This window comes from Geobacillus thermopakistaniensis (assembly GCF_000498995.1).
In the GTDB taxonomy this organism is placed as follows: domain Bacteria; phylum Bacillota; class Bacilli; order Bacillales; family Anoxybacillaceae; genus Geobacillus; species Geobacillus thermoleovorans.
The window spans coordinates 23,300-40,469 of sequence record NZ_AYSF01000050.1 but is presented as its reverse complement, the minus strand read 5'-3'; the positions used below and the strand labels follow the sequence as shown (position 1 = coordinate 40,469).

21 protein-coding genes and 1 pseudogene are annotated in these 17,170 nt (G+C 53.2%); 8 read left to right on the top strand and 14 right to left on the bottom strand.

Going from position 1 to position 17,170, the window contains the following annotated elements:
* Positions 1–215 precede the first annotated feature (215 nt).
* Positions 216–998, top strand: coding sequence for an EcsC family protein (locus tag T260_RS128990; protein ID WP_023634031.1), 783 nt, complete (start codon positions 216–218; stop codon positions 996–998).
* Between the two features lie 58 nt (positions 999–1,056).
* Here the strand turns inward: T260_RS128990 and T260_RS128995 are convergent, their stop codons facing one another.
* The 7 genes from T260_RS128995 to T260_RS1000000140510 all read right to left on the bottom strand — a co-directional run bounded on the left by T260_RS128995 (position 1,057) and on the right by T260_RS1000000140510 (position 8,279).
* Positions 1,057–3,246, bottom strand: coding sequence for an alpha-galactosidase (locus T260_RS128995; protein ID WP_023634030.1), 2,190 nt, complete (start codon positions 3,244–3,246; stop codon positions 1,057–1,059).
* A 111-nt stretch (positions 3,247–3,357) separates the two neighbouring features.
* Complete coding sequence (locus tag T260_RS129000; RefSeq protein ID WP_023634029.1) at positions 3,358–5,016, bottom strand: glycerol-3-phosphate dehydrogenase/oxidase; 1,659 nt, start codon at positions 5,014–5,016, stop codon at positions 3,358–3,360.
* Positions 5,017–5,174: 158 nt separating this feature from the next.
* Positions 5,175–5,729 carry a glycerol-3-phosphate responsive antiterminator gene (locus T260_RS129005; protein ID WP_013144936.1) on the bottom strand — a complete coding sequence of 185 codons (555 nt, stop codon included), beginning with the start codon at positions 5,727–5,729 and terminating at the stop codon, positions 5,175–5,177.
* A 15-nt stretch (positions 5,730–5,744) separates the two neighbouring features.
* A complete protein-coding gene (locus tag T260_RS1000000139970; protein ID WP_011231640.1) occupies positions 5,745–5,900 on the bottom strand; it encodes a hypothetical protein in 156 nt (51 codons plus the stop codon).
* 17 nt (positions 5,901–5,917) lie between these two features.
* Complete coding sequence (locus T260_RS129010) at positions 5,918–7,315, bottom strand: HAMP domain-containing sensor histidine kinase (protein WP_011231641.1); 1,398 nt, start codon at positions 7,313–7,315, stop codon at positions 5,918–5,920.
* Entirely contained in the window at positions 7,312–7,986 is a 675-nt protein-coding gene (locus T260_RS129015) for a response regulator transcription factor (RefSeq protein ID WP_011231642.1), read from the bottom strand. The genes T260_RS129010 and T260_RS129015 overlap by 4 nt, the downstream gene beginning before the upstream one ends.
* 170 nt (positions 7,987–8,156) lie before the next feature.
* A complete protein-coding gene (locus T260_RS1000000140510; protein ID WP_011231643.1) occupies positions 8,157–8,279 on the bottom strand; it encodes a hypothetical protein in 123 nt (40 codons plus the stop codon).
* Positions 8,280–8,509: 230 nt separating this feature from the next.
* On the opposite strand from T260_RS1000000140510, the gene T260_RS129020 reads away from it, so the two are divergent.
* Positions 8,510–8,974, top strand: a complete 465-nt coding sequence (locus tag T260_RS129020; protein WP_011231644.1) for an Hsp20/alpha crystallin family protein — start codon at positions 8,510–8,512, stop codon at positions 8,972–8,974.
* Between the two features lie 115 nt (positions 8,975–9,089).
* On the opposite strand, the gene T260_RS1000000139965 is transcribed toward T260_RS129020, so the two are convergent.
* Positions 9,090–9,227 carry a hypothetical protein gene (locus tag T260_RS1000000139965; protein ID WP_162467483.1) on the bottom strand — a complete coding sequence of 46 codons (138 nt, stop codon included), beginning with the start codon at positions 9,225–9,227 and terminating at the stop codon, positions 9,090–9,092.
* A 112-nt stretch (positions 9,228–9,339) separates the two neighbouring features.
* On the opposite strand from T260_RS1000000139965, the gene T260_RS129025 reads away from it, so the two are divergent.
* Together T260_RS129025 and T260_RS129030 are read left to right on the top strand one after the other, a co-directional pair.
* Positions 9,340–9,525 carry a hypothetical protein gene (locus T260_RS129025; RefSeq protein WP_011231645.1) on the top strand — a complete coding sequence of 62 codons (186 nt, stop codon included), beginning with the start codon at positions 9,340–9,342 and terminating at the stop codon, positions 9,523–9,525.
* Entirely contained in the window at positions 9,525–9,779 is a 255-nt protein-coding gene (locus T260_RS129030) for a sigma-G-dependent sporulation-specific acid-soluble spore protein CsgA (protein ID WP_011231646.1), read from the top strand. Before T260_RS129025 ends, T260_RS129030 begins: the two co-directional genes overlap by 1 nt.
* Before the next feature lie 83 nt (positions 9,780–9,862).
* On the opposite strand, the pseudogene T260_RS1000000138845 reads toward T260_RS129030, so the two are convergent.
* Together T260_RS1000000138845 and T260_RS129035 are read right to left on the bottom strand one after the other, a co-directional pair.
* Positions 9,863–9,967 (bottom strand): annotated as a pseudogene (locus T260_RS1000000138845) (YppG family protein); the annotation flags it as partial.
* 101 nt (positions 9,968–10,068) lie between these two features.
* Positions 10,069–10,416 carry a YppG family protein gene (locus T260_RS129035; RefSeq protein ID WP_011231647.1) on the bottom strand — a complete coding sequence of 116 codons (348 nt, stop codon included), beginning with the start codon at positions 10,414–10,416 and terminating at the stop codon, positions 10,069–10,071.
* A 285-nt stretch (positions 10,417–10,701) separates the two neighbouring features.
* On the opposite strand from T260_RS129035, the gene T260_RS129040 reads away from it, so the two are divergent.
* Together T260_RS129040 and T260_RS1000000139960 are read left to right on the top strand one after the other, a co-directional pair.
* Complete coding sequence (locus T260_RS129040) at positions 10,702–10,902, top strand: YppF family protein (protein ID WP_011231648.1); 201 nt, start codon at positions 10,702–10,704, stop codon at positions 10,900–10,902.
* A 119-nt stretch (positions 10,903–11,021) separates the two neighbouring features.
* The gene (locus T260_RS1000000139960; protein WP_013144930.1) at positions 11,022–11,192 is read left to right on the top strand and encodes a hypothetical protein; all 171 of its coding nucleotides are present in this window, start codon (positions 11,022–11,024) and stop codon (positions 11,190–11,192) included.
* Between the two features lie 80 nt (positions 11,193–11,272).
* Here the strand turns inward: T260_RS1000000139960 and T260_RS129045 are convergent, their stop codons facing one another.
* Together T260_RS129045 and T260_RS129050 are read right to left on the bottom strand one after the other, a co-directional pair.
* On the bottom strand, positions 11,273–11,656 hold the full coding sequence (locus T260_RS129045; RefSeq protein ID WP_013144929.1) for a YppE family protein: 384 nt from the start codon (positions 11,654–11,656) through the stop codon (positions 11,273–11,275).
* 116 nt (positions 11,657–11,772) lie between these two features.
* Complete coding sequence (locus T260_RS129050) at positions 11,773–12,015, bottom strand: hypothetical protein (protein ID WP_014196179.1); 243 nt, start codon at positions 12,013–12,015, stop codon at positions 11,773–11,775.
* 224 nt (positions 12,016–12,239) lie between these two features.
* Between T260_RS129050 and recU the strand changes: the two genes are divergently transcribed.
* Both recU and T260_RS129060 read left to right on the top strand, forming a co-directional pair.
* Complete coding sequence (gene recU, locus T260_RS129055; protein WP_011231652.1) at positions 12,240–12,842, top strand: Holliday junction resolvase RecU; 603 nt, start codon at positions 12,240–12,242, stop codon at positions 12,840–12,842.
* Between the two features lie 33 nt (positions 12,843–12,875).
* On the top strand, positions 12,876–15,566 hold the full coding sequence (locus tag T260_RS129060) for a penicillin-binding protein 1A (protein WP_023634026.1): 2,691 nt from the start codon (positions 12,876–12,878) through the stop codon (positions 15,564–15,566).
* A gap of 103 nt (positions 15,567–15,669) precedes the next feature.
* Here T260_RS129060 and nth read toward each other — a convergent pair whose 3' ends face one another.
* Positions 15,670–16,341, bottom strand: coding sequence for an endonuclease III (gene nth, locus T260_RS129065; RefSeq protein WP_014196182.1), 672 nt, complete (start codon positions 16,339–16,341; stop codon positions 15,670–15,672).
* Positions 16,342–16,444: 103 nt separating this feature from the next.
* Positions 16,445–17,146 carry a DnaD domain-containing protein gene (locus tag T260_RS129070; protein ID WP_014196183.1) on the bottom strand — a complete coding sequence of 234 codons (702 nt, stop codon included), beginning with the start codon at positions 17,144–17,146 and terminating at the stop codon, positions 16,445–16,447.
* Between the last annotated feature and the right edge of the window lie 24 nt (positions 17,147–17,170).

Genomic DNA, 17,170 nt, shown 5'->3' with positions numbered 1-17,170 from the left:
CTCGTTTTTACTTAACTGTTTAAGTAAAAATGTTTACGCTTTCATCATAACAAATTCAAAATCATCTGTCTACTATTTTTAAACAACTTTTTTTGAATGTTTACTATTTTTTTGTTTGATTTCGCTCAAAACGAAACCAAAACATTATACTCATTCGTATAATTCACAAAGGTCGATGTATCCTAAAGCATAGAACGAATATGGAGGCCCAAAACATGGATGCCAAACTACATTTACAAAAGGAATTAAAGCAAATCGAACAGTGGGAACACTCCCAAAAAGACCTATGGTTTTGGGAAAAGCTTGGCCGCTTGCCATTTCAAGTGCTGGATAAGCTGACGCCAAAAGTCGTCCATCGAAAACTCGGGCAGCTGCTTGATGAGTTGGGCAGCTATATTCAAAGCGGCGGGCAATATTTAGTGAATGAAAAGAAAATATTCACTCGGCTCGGGGTATCGTCGCTTGCGCAAGTGCCGCACTTGCCGCTTGAGACAATGGATCGCGTCTGCGATGAATTGATCGATGCGCGCGTCACGTTCGCCCAGCTGCAAGGGGCGGCAACTGGAATTGGCGGGGCGCTGACGCTGGCGGTAGACATTCCAGCGCTTCTCGGCTTAGCGCTGAAAACGCTGCAAGAGATCGCCATCGTGTACGGATATGACCCGAAGGAAAAAGAGGAGCGCGTGTTTGTCGTCAAATGCCTGCAGTTTGCCGCGGCGGACATCGTCGGGAAAAAAGCGATTTTGGACGAACTTTCGTCGTTCTCCAATGAACGCGGGCGCGTCTTTTCCGAACTGCAAGGCTGGCGGGAAGTGATGATGACGTTCCGCGACCAATACGGGTGGAAAAAGCTGTTTCAAGCCGTTCCGATCATCGGTGTCATTTTCGGTTCGCTGTTTAACAAATCGTTTATGGAAGACATCGCCGAAACCGGGAAGATGCTCTATCGGAAGCGTCGCATCATCGAGAAGCTCAAACAGTTTGAACCCGGCATCTAAGACACCGGGTTCAATTCGTTTATGACTGGTGCATAGGCTCGAGCGACAGCATCCCTTCTTATCGTTGAACAGCTTTCAATCGCCACATCATACTGATAAAATCGCCAGAGCGGTACGGCAAGGCCACTCCGGCATACATCAGCTCGTCGCCGCCGTAAACGCCAAGTCCCTCGATTTCGTAGTCTTGATTCGGGTCAAGCCCTTTTAAGCGCAGGTATGACAGCGGCGCGTTCGCTTCGGCCAGAACGCGGAAGTAGGCGACGAGCGCTTCCGAGCGGTCGGCAGAGACGAACATCCACGCCGCCTCGTTGCCTTCAAACGGGCTTAGCAGTCGATAAAACGTGCCGAACTGGACGAGGCGGCGCACGTCCTTGTAAAACGCGACTTGTTGCTTAATCATTTGTTTTTCTGTTTCCGTCAATTTCGTGATATCGAGCTCATAGCCGAAGTTGCCTGACATCGCGACATGGCCGCGCGTCTTGAGCGACGCCACCCGCCCGACTTGGTGGTTCGGCACCGCCGAGACGTGGGCGCCCATCGCACTAATCGGATAGACGAGGCTCGTGCCGTATTGAATTTTCAGGCGTGAGACGGCATCGGTATTGTCGCTCGTCCATGTTTGCGGCATATAATACAGCATCCCCGGGTCAAACCGCCCCCCGCCTCCTGAGCAGCTTTCAAACAAAATGTGCGGAAAGCGCGAGGTCATCTCGTCCATGACGCGGTACAGTCCAAGCATATAGCGGTGCGCCGTTTCGCGTTGGCGCTCAGGCGGCAGGGCAGCCGAGCCGATTTCCGTCATATGGCGGTTCATGTCCCATTTCACGTACGTGATCGGCGCGCTTGCGAGGACGTTCGAGATCGTCTCGATGATATAGTCGCAAACGTCTTCGCGGGAATAATCGAGCACAAGCTGGTTTCGTCCTTCCGAACGCGGGCGGTTGGGCACATGCAGACACCAGTCGGGGTGTTTCCGGTACAGTTCGCTGTTTGGCGACACCATTTCCGGTTCGACCCATAAGCCGAACTGGAGTCCAAGTTCGTTCACTTGTTTCGCCAACCCGTCTAAGCCGTTCGGAAGCTTGCGCCGGTTGACGATCCAATCGCCGAGCGAACGACGGTCGTCATCGCGCTTGCCAAACCAGCCATCGTCAAGCACAAACAGTTCGATGCCTAGTTCCGCTGCCGTTTTCGCAATGTTGACGAGTTTTTCTTCGTTAAAATCGAAGTACGTTGCTTCCCAGTTGTTGATCAAAATCGGGCGTTCGCGGTCGCGGAATGCGCCGCGCGCCAGGCGGGTGCGGTACAGTTCATGGTACGTTTGCGACATCCCATTTAACCCTTGGTCGGAGTAGACCATGACCACTTCCGGCGTTTGGAACGACTCACCCGGCTGAAGCAGCCATGTGAAATCAAACGGGTTGATTCCCATCGAGACACGGGCGGTGTGAAACTGGTCGACCTCGACTTGGGCGAGGAAATTGCCGCTGTACACAAAGCTGAACCCGTACACTTCGCCTTGATGCTCATCAGCGTTTTTGGCGACGAGCGCGATAAATGGGTTTTGTTGGTGGCTGCTCGCGCCGCGGCGGCTTTCCGCCGCTTGCACGCCGGTCACAAGCGGGCGGCGCTCGATCCAGCGCTCGCGCCCCCACGCTCCGGGGAGATGGATCCAATCATAGTCAGCAGTTGGGAAATCAACGCTCATACTGAGCGCACGCAGCAGTTTCAACCGCTCGCCGCCTTTGTTTTCAAAACGGGCCGCGCGCGTGATGACGTTCCATTTTTCATACGCCGTATACTGCAACGTGACCTCTAGACCGATCAGCGCATCTCCAAGGACAATTTCGAGCGTCTCCGCTTCCTGTTCATGCTCCACGTATGTCGCCGGCAGTCCGTTCAGTCTAGGCTTCCCTTTGTAAATGTGGTGCGTCTTGTAGCGCAAATCCGTCACCGTCGAACCGTTCTCAAGCTGCACGTGATACGCTGGAGCACGGAAATCGGTATTCCCATAGGCCGGATATTCTTGCGGCAGCGTATCGAGCGAAAACGTGCGGTCGGATGGGGCGAGATTGGGGGAAAACGCGCGATCCAGCCGCGAAAACCTCCGCTCCCCCCGAACATCGCGCACCGCTTTTCCCCAATAGATATGAGCCAAATAGCCGGAGCGGAAAAGCTGCATCACGTAGCTTGCCTTGCCCGCCCGCAAATGAAACTGCTTCGTTTGCGGATTGTATGTAACCGCCATCCTCTTCCCTCACTTTGATTTTTTATTTAAATTTTACTTAATTTTTACGAAAAGATCCATCAAAAAAGCGCCTGGATTCAGGCGCTCATCATTTCCTTCATGATCATTGGTTCACTTCGCTCCTTCCTCTGCCAACACCGCTCGTCGCAGTTCCTTGTCGAGTTCTTTCTCATACACGTCCCGCTCTTCCCCCGTCCACCCCAAATACCGCGCCATAAACGCAACAACCGCCTCTTTCTCCCGCCGGACAGAATCGATGTCAAATAACAGCGCTCCGGTGCGGCGGATGAAGTAGTCGACCGGTTTGGCCGCCATTTCTTCCTCCATGGCGTAGACGAGGCGGATGAACGTTTCGCGCGTTAAGCCAGACGAACGGTCGTATTGCTGGCTTAAAGCAAACAGCTGGTCGACATTTGTGCCGTATTGTCTCGCCAGCCGCGCTCCCGCTTCTTTCGTCAATCCATAGCGCACCGCTTCGTCCGCTTTTTCGGCGATGAAGGCAGGGAGGCGGTGCGAGCCGCCGACATCGCCGCCGGAGATCGGCAATTGTTTCGTCTGGCATGGACGGAACGTTTTCCGCTCTTCTTTTTCGAGCTGCTTAGCGACGAGGTCGACGACGGTCTCGGCCATTTTCCGGTAGCCGGTCAGCTTGCCGCCGGCGATCGTAATGAGGCCGGATGGCGATGTCCAAATCTCGTCTTTGCGGGAAATTTCCGACGGGTTTTTCCCTTCTTCATAAATGAGCGGACGGACGCCAGCCCAGCTCGACTCGACATCGTCGGCAGTGACGCCGACGGACGGGAACATGTAGTGAATCGCCTGCAATAAGTAATCACGGTCTTCTTCGGTCATGGCCGGATGAGCGGGATCATCGTCATAAAATGTATCGGTCGTGCCGACATACGTTTTCCCATCCCGCGGAATGGCAAACACCATCCGGCCGTCCGGGGTGTCAAAATAGACTGCCTGCTTGAGCGGAAAACGCTTTTGATCGATGACGATATGGACGCCTTTTGTCAGCCGAAGCCGCTTGCCGGTTTTCGATCCGTCTTTGTCGCGCAGCGCATCAACCCACGGTCCGGCGGCATTGACGACTTTTTTGGCGCGGATGTCATACACTCGTCCGCCGATCAGGTCGCGGCAGCGGGCGCCGATCGCGCGGCCGCGCTCGTCGTACAAAAACTGTTCGGCTTTTACGTAGTTGACGGCGTCGGCGCCAAGCTCGACCGCTTTTTTGATCACTTCGATCGTCAGGCGGGCGTCGTCGGTCCGATACTCGACGTAATAGCCGCCGCCGATCAGGCCGTCGCGCTTTAAGAGCGGCTCTTTTTCCAACGTCTGCCGGGCATCAAGCATCGTGCGCCGCTCGCTTGGCTTGACGCCAGCCAGCCGGTCATACAGCCAAAGGCCGACCGACGTGCTCCATTTGCCGAACGTCCCGCCGCGGTAAATGGGCAGCAGCATCCACTCCGGTGTGGTGACGTGCGGGCCGTTTTCATACACAATCGCCCGTTCGCGCCCGACTTCCGCGACAAGCTTCACCTCGAACTGCTTCAAGTAGCGCAAGCCGCCGTGAACGAGCTTCGTCGACCGACTTGACGTGCCGGCGGCAAAATCTTGCATCTCGACAAGCGCGACCGTCATGCCGCGCGAGACGGCATCCAGGGCGATGCCAGAGCCGGTGATCCCTCCACCGATGATCAGAAGATCATATTGTTTTTCGCTCATCGCTTGAAGAACATCGCTCCGATGTTTGCTTGAGAACGCCATGCGTGATTCCTCCTTTGAAAAAGACAAAAAGAGACCATTGCAAACACGATAAGCCTTTCGCCTACCATGCATGCATGGTCTCTCCCTGTCTCCTGACTGATGATTAACTTGTTACCTTTATTGTAGCAGACTGCGGCCGATTTGACCAGCTCAACGCATTATCCATTGTAGTGGCGCCATAATGTTTCGTTTGACGTGGTCACCGCCGCCGCCCCAGCTGCAAGCGCCCGCTCGACATCATCGACCGTGCGGATGAGCCCACCGGCGTAAATCGGTTTTCCGGTCCGTTCTTTCACTTCGCGGATGATGTGCGGCATGGCGCCCGGGATGACTTCAATGCAATCCGGATTCGTTTTGGCGATCAGCTGGTAGCTTTTCTCTAAAGCGTGGGAATCGAGCAAAAAGATGCGTTGCACGGCCAAGACGCGTTTTTGACGCGCCTTCATAATGACGCCCGCTTTCGTGGAAATGAGGCCATGAGGGCGGAACTCTTGGCAAAGGTATTCCGCCGCATGTTCATCATGACTCAGCCCTTGCACCAAGTCGACGTGAATGATCAACTCCTTGCCATGCCGGCGCGCATAGGCAAAGATGCTTTTTAACTGGGCAATATGCACCTCAAGCAACACGCCGACCGTGTAACCGCTTGACAAAAAGGCGTCAAATTGCTTCATCGTTTTAATGGCCGGAATGATGCGCTGTTTCGCTTCCATTTTCTTTTCTTCGATTCATCCTCTCATTTTGTCGATCTCATCTAAGCATGACAGTGACATCATCGTCCGCGGTTTGCATGTCGCGATTTTCACCCCGCGCTTGCGGAATTTTTCAACGAGGTGATGAATCACTTTTTTGCTTGCCGCCTCTTCCTCATGGGGATGTCCCATTGCCTCACGCTCCTCTCCTATTCCGCTTTCGGAATGGCGAGCTCCACCGTCGTTCCTTTCCCAACTTCGCTTTCCAACGCAATTTGCCCGCCGTACTTATCGATGATCTCCTTGGCAATCGAAAGGCCGAGCCCGGCGCCGCCTTGTTCGCGGCTGCGCGCCTTGTCGACGCGGTAAAAGCGCAAAAAGACGTTTTTCAGCTCCTCTTTTGGGATGCCAATGCCATAATCACGGATGGACACGATGACAAACGGCCCTTCCTCGCGCAAGGAAATCGCGATTTGTTTCACTCGCTGAGAATATTTTACCGCATTGTCAAGCAAAATGAACAGCAATTGTTCAAAATGATGCTTCGCCATCGCCGCGCGCGCAATCGGCTTATCCGGCTGGTCAATCAGAAATTGGAAGTCCGGGTGCAAGACGCGGAAATTTTTGACGACTTGTCCGACAGCCGCCGCGGCATCCATCGGCGCGACCTCATCCGGCACCGTGATCGCCTCGGCGCGCGACAAGTCAAGGAGCTCGAGAACGAGCCGCTTCAGCCGCTCCGCTTCTTTCACCGCCGCCTCGAGCGATTCTTCTAAAATCTCTGGATTGTGCTTTCCCCATCGCTGCAGCAACGAAAGATGGCCTTGCAAAATGGCGAGCGGCGTGCGCAGTTCATGGGACGCATCCTCGACAAATTGCCGCTGCATGGCGAACGACCGCTCAATTTCATCCATCATGCCGTTGAACATCACCATCAGTTCCGCGATTTCATCGCGCGCCGGAGGCACATCAATGCGCCGTTTCAGCCCGTTGTTTTGAATGTCCGCCATCGTTTTGGCCAGCGTTTGCAACGGCCGGACGAAGCTTTGCGCCACGAACCGGCCGGCGACAGCGCTTGCCGCCATGGCCAAAAAGCCGATCGCCGTCATGATGAGAAAGAGTGTGTTGGTCACTTGCTGGAACCTCGCCAGCCGACGGGCGATCTCGATCGTTCCATGCAAGTTGCCGATATGAAGCGGCTGACGGAGCAGCAAAAATCGCTCATTGTTGATGAAATGCTCATCCATCTTCCGCTTGTCGGGCATCTCGCTTGGCGATAGCGACACCGCCGCCCCATTTGAAACGGAGACGATGACGTTTCCTTTCTCATCCGTAACGCGAATGAGCTGGTAGCGTTCATTCAGCTTTTCCAAAAACGCGCGGCTGCGGCGAATCCCTTCCCATGATAGATTACGTTTTTCCGCGTAATATGTTTCAATTTCCGCCACCGTTTGTTCCATCGTTTTTTCTTCTTCCTTCAGCAGCCATTGTTTGACCATATGATATTGCAAAAACGTAAACACAAAATACGTAATGAAAATCGCCCCGGCCGACAAAACGGTCAGCTTCCCTTTCAGCGAAAGCCGGCGAATCGCCTCCCTCTTCATGGCCGCATCACATATCCCGTGCCGCGCACCGTTTGGATATACCGCTCTTTATCGTGTTCGTCAAGCTTTTGCCGCAAATAGCGAACGTAGACGTCAACGACGTTCGTCTCAACCTCGGCGTCGAACCCCCACACTTTGTCAAGGAGCGCATCACGCGTCAAGACAACATTGATGTTTTGCATAAAGGCGACGAGCAAATCGTATTCGCGCTTCGTCAGCTCAATAAATTCGTCTCCTTTTTTCACTGTGCGCGCCTGCACGTCAACGACTAAATCTTTAAACGTCAACACTTGGGCGTTCGCTTCCGGATGAACGCGGCGGAACAAGGCGCGGATGCGGGCGAGCAGCTCTTCAATGGCAAACGGTTTGACGATGTAGTCATCGGCCCCGTTATCGAGCCCCATGACGCGGTCAAACACGCTGTCGCGCGCTGTGATCATGATGATCGGCGTCGATTTCGCCGCCCGGATGCGGCGGCATACTTCCATGCCATTTAAACGCGGCAGCATCACATCAAGCAAAATGAGATCCCACTGCTCCGAAAGAGCGAGCTCGAGCCCTTCGCGTCCATCGGCGCATACATGCACGTCAAAGCCTTCGTGCTTTAAATCAAGCTCCAAAAACCGGGCGAGCCCGGCTTCATCTTCAATCAATAAAATACGTCCGTTCATCAGTTGCTCCTCCTCTCTTGCGGCTGTTGCTGCTTCCACCTTTATACATCTTTAACTATACACAACAAATCGTTCACCGCCAACGGGCAGCCAGCAGTCAAAAAAGGAATGGGGCGCCTGTTAGGGACGCCCTCAAAAATGAATCGGCAAAAAGCGGCGCAGGCAGCTGTTTATGAATGGCGGTCAACGATCCAATCAACAATGGCTTGAACGATTTCAAACACTTGATAAGAAAGAAGCGACACGGCTGTTCCCGAAAAAAACAATGTCACCAGCCAATGAACCCAATGCATCGCGCCATCCCTCCTCCCGCCGCCGGGCAACCGACAGCGTTATTGATGTGCATCTCATGGATGGTGGTGTCATTATATTCCATCCGGGTTAAAACAAGATGAAAACTCTCTAAAAAAGTATGAAGTAGCTTTTTTTGCGCTCTGTACATACATTGACAGTGAATCGCTTTGCCAATCGGCAGCGTCCCGACAGAACCATTTCGCTGTTTTGAAAAAAGGAGGAGAGCGCAATGAATGAATCGTTTCAACCACCAGCCAATGGGGGAGGCCATCACCCGTTCCATCATTTGCGGAAAATGATGAATCAATGGTTTGATGAACGGCCGCTGCAAAAACTGTTTGAAACGCTCGATGACTATTTCGCACAAACGTTTGCTGCAGCGTACATTCCGATCGAGGTGAAAGAGACGAAGCACGATTACCAAATCATTGTCCGGCTGCCTGACATCAAAAGGGAACAAATCAGCTTGCAATGGCAGGAAGATGGGCTGCAGCTGATCGTCGATCACAATGAAACGATTGAATCGGCAGATCATCACGGCCATGTATACGAACGCCGCCACGCACGGCGGCGCGTGGCGAGGCTGATTCCGTTTCCGTATCCGGTCGCTGAGCATGAGGTGAAAGCCTCGTTTCAAAATGGGACGCTCACCATCCAGCTGCCGCAAAAACGGAAATATATCGATATCGATTGAAGACGATCCAGCCTGTGTGTGCGTTCAAAAACCATTTTGGCAGCGGCCAGCGCCGCGCTTGGACGTGAAACAAGCCGTTCCCTTCATGGGGAGCGGCTTGTTTCTTATCCAGCTTCTATTGTTTATGGGGTGAATTTCCGGAACGTTCGCCCTCTTCCGGCGTTCCTTTTTTGATCACCCATTCGTTGGCGATTTCCTCACGGTTGTTCGTGTATTTGTTTTTCCGCTTCCAGTTGTCGTTGTGGTCTGTCACCGCCATCACCCCCTTATTGTTTGCCATTCGCTTGCCTTGCTGCGGCCAACACGATGTGCATACATACTTTCTCGGCTGACAAGCTACGCTACTGATAGGAGGTGCAAAACGAATGGCGAAACTGCCCGATTTCAAACAATTGAACGACCGACTGATCAACGAGCCGTCGGATGAGCCGATGCTTGTCATCAAAACAAACCTCGACCCGGACCGCGTGACGGAAGAAAATCCGTACGTCCAAGGCCGCACAAACACAAGCAAAGAGTTTGTCTCTTTTTTTGAAGGGGGCGGACGATGATGGAACAAACACTCGCTTACTTGCGCGAAGTGCTGTCCAACTATTTGGATCACCACGGCGACACCCCAAAACGCATTTACAAAAAACTGATCAGCAAACCATACCGAGGCGAAGGGGAATTTGTCCGCGACTTGACGCAAGAAGAAAGCGCCTTTTTGGACCGCATTTTGCCCCATGAAATCCGCTATGCGATGGATGAGCGCGATTATGAGCGCGTGTATCAGCTCAATGAAGTGTATGAGTTGCTCATTTGACAACGTGAAAACCGCTCCCCGTGCAAACGGCGGAGCGGTTTCCCTTTTTCAAGCGCGCTCGACCGTCGCGCCATGACGCGGTTTCATTTTTTAAACGTACCGAGCAATCCTTTCAACACGCCATTCACTTGATTGACCGTATTGATCATTTGCCCCACGGTACTCATCATTTTGTTGATATCGTACGTTNTGAGTTGCTCATTTGACAACGTGAAAACCGCTCCCCGTGCAAACGGCGGAGCGGTTTCCCTTTTTCAAGCGCGCTCGACCGTCGCGCCATGACGCGGTTTCATTTTTTAAACGTACCGAGCAATCCTTTCAACACGCCATTCACTTGATTGACCGTATTGATCATTTGCCCCACGGTACTCATCATTTTGTTGATATCGTACGTTCCGTCGCTGTTTTTAAACTGGGCGAGAAACGACGGGCGCGGCGGCGGCAAAAGCGGCCCCGGCTTTGGGTATGACGCCGGATGGGGAGGCGGGGCGGCATGGGTGGACGGAAAAAAGGGCCAGTGCCCCGGCGCCGATGGAAAAGATGAACCTCCATAGTGGAAGTAAGGATGATAATGGCTGCCTAAGCCATAGGGACCATACGTGGGCGGTGGTAAAACCGGGCGCGAGTAACGATGCATATTCCTTCTCCCCCATTGTTGGTGTCCATTCCCCCTTGCCTAGAAAGCGGCTCGTACAGGCAAGATGCGGCCGTGCGCTGTTTCGCACGCAAACGAACAACATTCATGCTGATGAGCCACCAACCTTCCAGGCCGAAGAGGTGGGCTGCCACTAGTATATGTGACGGCGCCCGATGGCGTGTACGGACATGTCATCTCTTGTCGGAAGTTTTAATTTTCCGAAATCATTCTTTCTTCCTATTTTCATGGTACGATGTAAAAAAGGGGGAAGGGGGAAAAGCATCAATGAACGTGACGGAGTTAAAGCATAAGTTTATGGCGGTCAAACATTGCGAACCGGCTGAGGCGAACGAACTGCTTGATTTTGCCCGCCGTCTGTATTTGCGCGGGGAAATTTCGCTCGCCGAGTACCGTGATCTCGTGCGTGAGCTCGAAAAAGCCGGCGCCTCTCAGCCGGATGAAGCAGGGGAATACGCTGGGCTGTAGGACGATGAGGGAGCTTTTCCCTTCTTTTTTTTGCCCCTGTTCCTCAAGACGCATAAAAAACGATGTTTCTTCCCACCCTAAAGAGGCAAGAGGAATTGTCGTGCAAGGGGGGATTGGCGATGGGTCGAGGCGTCCACTTTAACCATAAATTGAAAGGCCATGACCATGAAAAGCCGAAACATGGAAAACCAGCGCCGCCCAAGCATACGGAGCGGGTCGAATACGAGATCAACACCGTCGCTACTGCAGAAGGCGGCCCTGTCTCGATCACAACAGGCAAAGACACATAAAACAAAAAAGGGGGCTGATCCAAAACGCACTCGCGTTTTGGGTCAGCCCTTTTTCCGTGCGGCCGCTTTCTCCTGCCCCGTCAAAGCCTCTCCTTGCCTGCTTCGCTCGTGTCGTCAAGCCGTTCCTTGACAAGCGCCAGCGTATAAGCGACGGCCTGGCTGTATTGCTTGATGCGGCGCTCAGGAACGGATGGATAAAATGCCTCAACGCACAGCTTCGCCATATGGTCGGCGGCGGCTTCAATTTGCCGCTCATGGACATATTTCGGCCGCGCATGGCGGACCCAGCGGGAAGCGGCGTCCTTCCACCGTTCGGCAACGGCCTGCACCTCTTCGGCCATCGGTTTCACGTCGCCAAAAAAATCCGGCTCCTCGTTCCGCTCGCGGGCGCGCCGGGCGATCAAAAGCAACTGTTCGTTGTATTGTTGCAGCCGCTTCGTCAACGCCTTAAGCTCTTTTTCCATGGCGCCTCCTCCTTATCCATGCCGGCAAATCCGGTTTGCCCATGTGCCCCATGGCCCGGAGAACGGATGCGTTTTGCCGCGATGCGCTTCTGTTTGATGATACCATACCGACCGGCTCACACCAAATACAGTTTCGACGAAAGCGGAAGTGCAGCACGCTGCTTCTCCTTCTCAAGCCGCTGTTCCACGCCGGCGATCTGCCCTTCAAGCCGCCCGAGCTGTGCTTGATTTTGCGTATAACGCTCTTCGATGACATCGGCGATCACTTTTTCCATTTTCGCATCGACCTGCTCGATGAGTGCAACAATTTCCTGCAGCTGCTTTTCGATCTCCTCTTTTTTCACGAGCCGTTTTTCCATTCCCTCTCCCCCATTTCTCGCATGATGATATTCCATTCGCGGCGGGAAGGACGACTCCTGCTGCGGCGACAAAAGTAGAACGAATTCGGCAAAGAAAGTGGCAAGCAGCCGCCATTCGACATTGACCTCCTTCGCTTGCCTTCAGTCGAAAGGAGGAAAAGAAAAAGAGCGCATATGACCGGAGCGTATGGTATAATAAAAACCATTCAAAGGAGATGAACGCGATGGCACTCAAATACCCGAGCGGAAAAGAGTATCGCGGAAACAAGCCGAACGCCGCGCGCCGGCCGGCGGCCGATTATGCCAATCGCGGCATGACGCTCGAAGACGACTTAAACGCGACGAATGAATATTACCGGGAACGCGGCATCGCTGTCATCCATAAAAAGCCGACCCCGGTGCAAATCGTGCGCGTCGACTATCCGAAACGGAGCGCCGCCGTCATTACCGAAGCCTACTTCCGGCAAGCGTCGACGACCGACTACAACGGTGTGTACCGCGGCAAGTACATCGACTTTGAGGCGAAAGAGACAAAAAACAAAACGGCGTTTCCGCTGAAAAATTTCCACGCTCATCAAATCCGCCATATGGAGCAAGTCGTCGCCCACGGCGGCATTTGTTTTGCGATTTTGCGTTTTTCTTTGCTCAATGAAACGTATTTGCTTGACGCCTCTCATTTGATCGCTTGGTGGAACAAACAGGAAGCCGGCGGACGAAAGTCAATTCCGAAACAAGAGATCGAACGGCATGGACATTCCATTCCGCTTGGCTACCAGCCGAGAATTGATTATATTAGTGTAGTAGACAACGTGTACTTCACCCGTTGAAGTGAAAACTTGTAAGAAAGGCAGGATTTGCTTATGTCTGGTGAATATCGTTCTCGCGTAGAACGAAAGCAGGCAGCAAAACAAACGAAACAGAAGAAAGCGAAAACGAAAAAAGGGATCGCGTGGCTGAAAACAGTCGCCATTGCGATATTGTTCATCATCGTGATCGCCGCTGTCGGCGGCGTGGCGGCGTTCGCCTACTTCGTCAAGGACGCTCCCCCGCTTGATGAGGCGAAAATTAAAGACCCGCTCTCTTCCGTCGTGTACGATATGAATGGGAAGAAAGTCGCCGAACTTGGCGGCTACAAGCGGACGTACATTTCGTATAAAGACGTGCCCAAAGTGCTTGAAGATGCCGTGCTGGCCACGGAAGACGCCCGCTTTTATGAACATCACGGCATCGATGTCGTCCGCTTGGCTGGCGCCGTCCTCGCCAACATCAAGGAAGGATTTGGTGCAGAAGGCGGCAGCACGATCACCCAGCAAGTCGTCAAAATGACGTTTTTGTCGTCAGAAAAAACGTTGAAGCGAAAAGCGCAAGAGGCATGGCTCGCGCTGCAGCTTGAACAAAAATATTCGAAGCATGAAATTTTGGAAATGTATTTGAACAAAATTTATTATTCAGACGGCATTTATGGCGTCGCTCGCGCCGCCGAATATTATTTTGGCAAGACAGACTTGAAAAAGCTCACTCTTCCGGAAGCGGCCTTGCTCGCCGGCATGCCGCAAAGTCCAAACCGGTATAATCCGTATGACCATCCAGAGGCGGCGAAAAAACGGCGCGATACCGTATTGTCGCTCATGGCGAAACATGGCTTTATCAGCCAGGAAGAAGCGGAAAAAGCGAAACAAGTGCCGATCCAGTCGATGCTCGCTGAGCGGAAAAAATCGCAAAGCTCCGTGCCGTATGACGCCTTCATTGACGAAGTGATCAAAGAAGTGACCGACAAAGCGAACGTCAACGTCTTTGAAGATGGGCTGAAAATTTATACAACGCTCGACCAAGACGTTCAAACATACGTAGAAAAGCTATTAAACTCTGACAAATACTTTACCAATAAGAAGGATTTGCAATCCGGCATCGCCGTCGTCGACACAAAAACAGGCGCCATTCGCGCGTTAGGCGGCGGTCGCCACCGCGACCACGTCGAATTTGGCTTCAACTACGCCATCAAACCGGTCGGCCAGCCCGGTTCGACGATCAAACCGATTTTGGATTACGGTCCAGCGATCGAATATTTAAAATGGTCAACAGCGCACATTCTTGTTGACGAGCCGTATACGTATTCGGACGGCACGCCGATCCGCAACGCCGGCGGGGGATATATGGGGCCGATCACCTTGCGGACGGCACTGGCAAAATCACGCAACATCCCGGCGTTAAAAACGTTCCAAGCCGTCGGCAAAGAACGGGCGATGGAGTTTGCCAATCGTCTTGGGATGGGCTTTAGTGAAGTATATGAGCCATATGCGATCGGGGGGGTATCCAACTATGTGTCACCGTTGCAAATGGCCGGGGCCTACACCGCCTTTGGCAACAACGGGATTTACACAAAGCCGTATGCCGTGACGAAAATCGTCTTCCCAGACGGCACGGAAATGGATTTGCAGCCAAAGCCGAAACGGGTGATGCACGACTATACCGCTTATATGATCACCGATGTGCTGAAAACGGTCATCCGCTCCGGAACCGGCGTGTTGGCTAATGTCCCAGGGCTTGAGCTCGCGGGCAAAACAGGAACGACAAACTACGGCGAAGACGGCGCCAAATTTGGCCTCCAAAGAGACGATGTGCCGGACAGCTGGATTGTCGGCTATACGCCAAACTATACGGCGGCCATTTGGGTCGGCTTCAGCAAGCGAAGCAGCACGGCAAAGCTTAGTATAGAGGAACAAAAAATCCCGAAATACTTGTTGAAAAACTTAATGTCCCATATCGATGACGGCAGCGGAAGCTTCAAGCAGCCGGAGAGCGTCGTCAGACTGCCGATCAAAAAAGGCACAAATCCGCCGAAACTTGCCGGCAAATACACGCCGGCAAGCGAAATTACGTATGAATTGTTCGTGCGCGGCACTGAGCCGACGGAGACGGCGAACGACGCGCCGGAAGAACTGCCGGCGGTGAAAGGGTTGACCGCTGTGTACGACCAAGCGGCGAACGCCATCTCGGTTTCATGGTCATACGATGAGCAAACCGATGAGACGATCTTCGAGGTGCGCGTCAAAGATGGCCAAGGTCAAACGAATACGATCACCACAAAAGACCGTTCGATCACGATTTCCAATCCGACGCCAGGATGGACGTACACAATCGCCGTGTACGCAAAAGACGGCGAACGAATGAGCAAACCGGCCATAGCCAGCGTTCATGTCCCCGGCGGAGAAGATCAAACTCCCGCGCCACAACAACCGGGGGATGACAGCCAAGGCAGCGGCGGGCAAAACGGCGGCACCGATCAAGGCAACAGCGGGAATAACGGAAACGAAAACGGTCAGGGAAACAACAATGAACAAAACGGCGGCGCAAGCGGCGGACAAGAAAATGGCAACAGCGGCGGGGCCAACCAAAACAATGGCCAAACGGATGGAACAAACAACCAAGGAACGAACAACAGCGGCCAAACGAACGGAACGAACGGCGGAACAGGTGCAAACAGCGGAACGCCGCCTGTCTCCCCGCCGTTAAAAAACGGATCCGGAGCGGGTCTTGGCACCCGTCCATAACAGCTGCATTCCCAAAAAACGGATGGCTTTTGCGCCATCCGTTTTTTCATGACCGACCGGCATGCTGCTGGCCCTTCTTCACCAAGCCCTTTCGCGGTTCCGTTCACTTCTGATTTGCCGCTTTTTCCTCCCGTTTTCGCATCCGTTTTTTTCCTTCACGGCATAAATGAAGAAGAGGACATGACGGACATTGCGGAGACTGCGCCTTGCAATGGTAGCGGCCGAAAAAAATCATTCGGTGGTGGGTGATCGACCATTCTTCTTTTGGAATGATTTTCATCAGCGTCTTCTCGACTTCCAAAACCGAGTCGTCCCAGCGGCAAAAGCCAAGCCGTTTGCTGACGCGCTCGACGTGTGTATCAACAGCGATGGCCGGCACGCCGAACGCAACGGACACAACGACGTTCGCCGTCTTCCGCCCGACGCCCGGCAGCTTCATCAACTCATCGCGGTCGCGCGGCACTTCGCCGTTGTACTTGTCAATCAACATCGCGCACAGCTTTTGAATGTTTCGCGCTTTGTTCCGATATAAGCCGATTGAGCGGATATCTTGCTCAAGCTCCTCAAGCGGCACCGCAATATAATCGTGCGGCGTCCGATATTTTTCAAACAGCCGTTTCGTCACCTTGTTGACGAGCGCATCGGTGCATTGCGCCGACAAAACAACCGCAATCAGCAGCTCAAACGGATTGCGGTGCAAAAGCTCGCAATGCGCATCCGGAAACATTTTTGCCATCTCATCCAAACAGTAGCGGATTTGTTGCTTTGTCAGCACCTCGTCTCCTCCTTATTGCCATATTGGCCCGAATAAAACGACGCCTTTTACCGGTTCGATTGACCATTTTTGGACAAACAAAAACGAGAGACAGCGCCTCTCGTTACGAGTCGAGCCAATTGAAAAACGGGATCGTCTGTTTAAATTCTCCCGCCGTCTGTTTCGCCGAACGGGAGGACGGCTTGCGAAACTTTTTGCCGTAGTCGTGCGCCTGTTCAATCGTGCGAATGCCATTCTTTTTCCATTCAAACAAGATGCGATCGATGTAGCGGAAATTCAACTTCCCCGACAGCACCGCTTCGCGCAGCGCCGCTTTAATGATGGCCGGCTCATGGCCGTCTTGATCGATCCACATCGCAAGCGTTTCACACTCGAACGGGGAGAGCGGGCGGCCAAACTCCTGCTCAAAAACGGTGTATAAGCTCTCCTCTTCCTCCTGCCGGCCGAGTTCCCCCTGTTGAGCGGCTTGGGTGTACAAATGATGCACGAGCTTCTCCCAAAGCGGTTCAAGCGTATATTTTTCGTTGCGAATGCCTTGTTCATCCGTATGCTCTTCAATCGCGATCATCCCTTTTTGCAAGAGCCGACGCACCATATCCATGCATTCCGCTGCCGAGACCGTCATTCTTTCGGCCAGCTCGGCCGGCGTCGGAAACAAGACGCCTTCTTCGAAAAACGACTGCATATGCAAAAGCAAGACGAGCTCCCCCTCGCCCAACCCAAGCTGCTTGTAGTGGCCAAGCAGCAGCTTCGGGACGGCGATGCTTCCTTGCGCCAGCCATTCGGCCACCTTTTTCTTTTCCATGCCGATGCACCTCAACTATAGTAT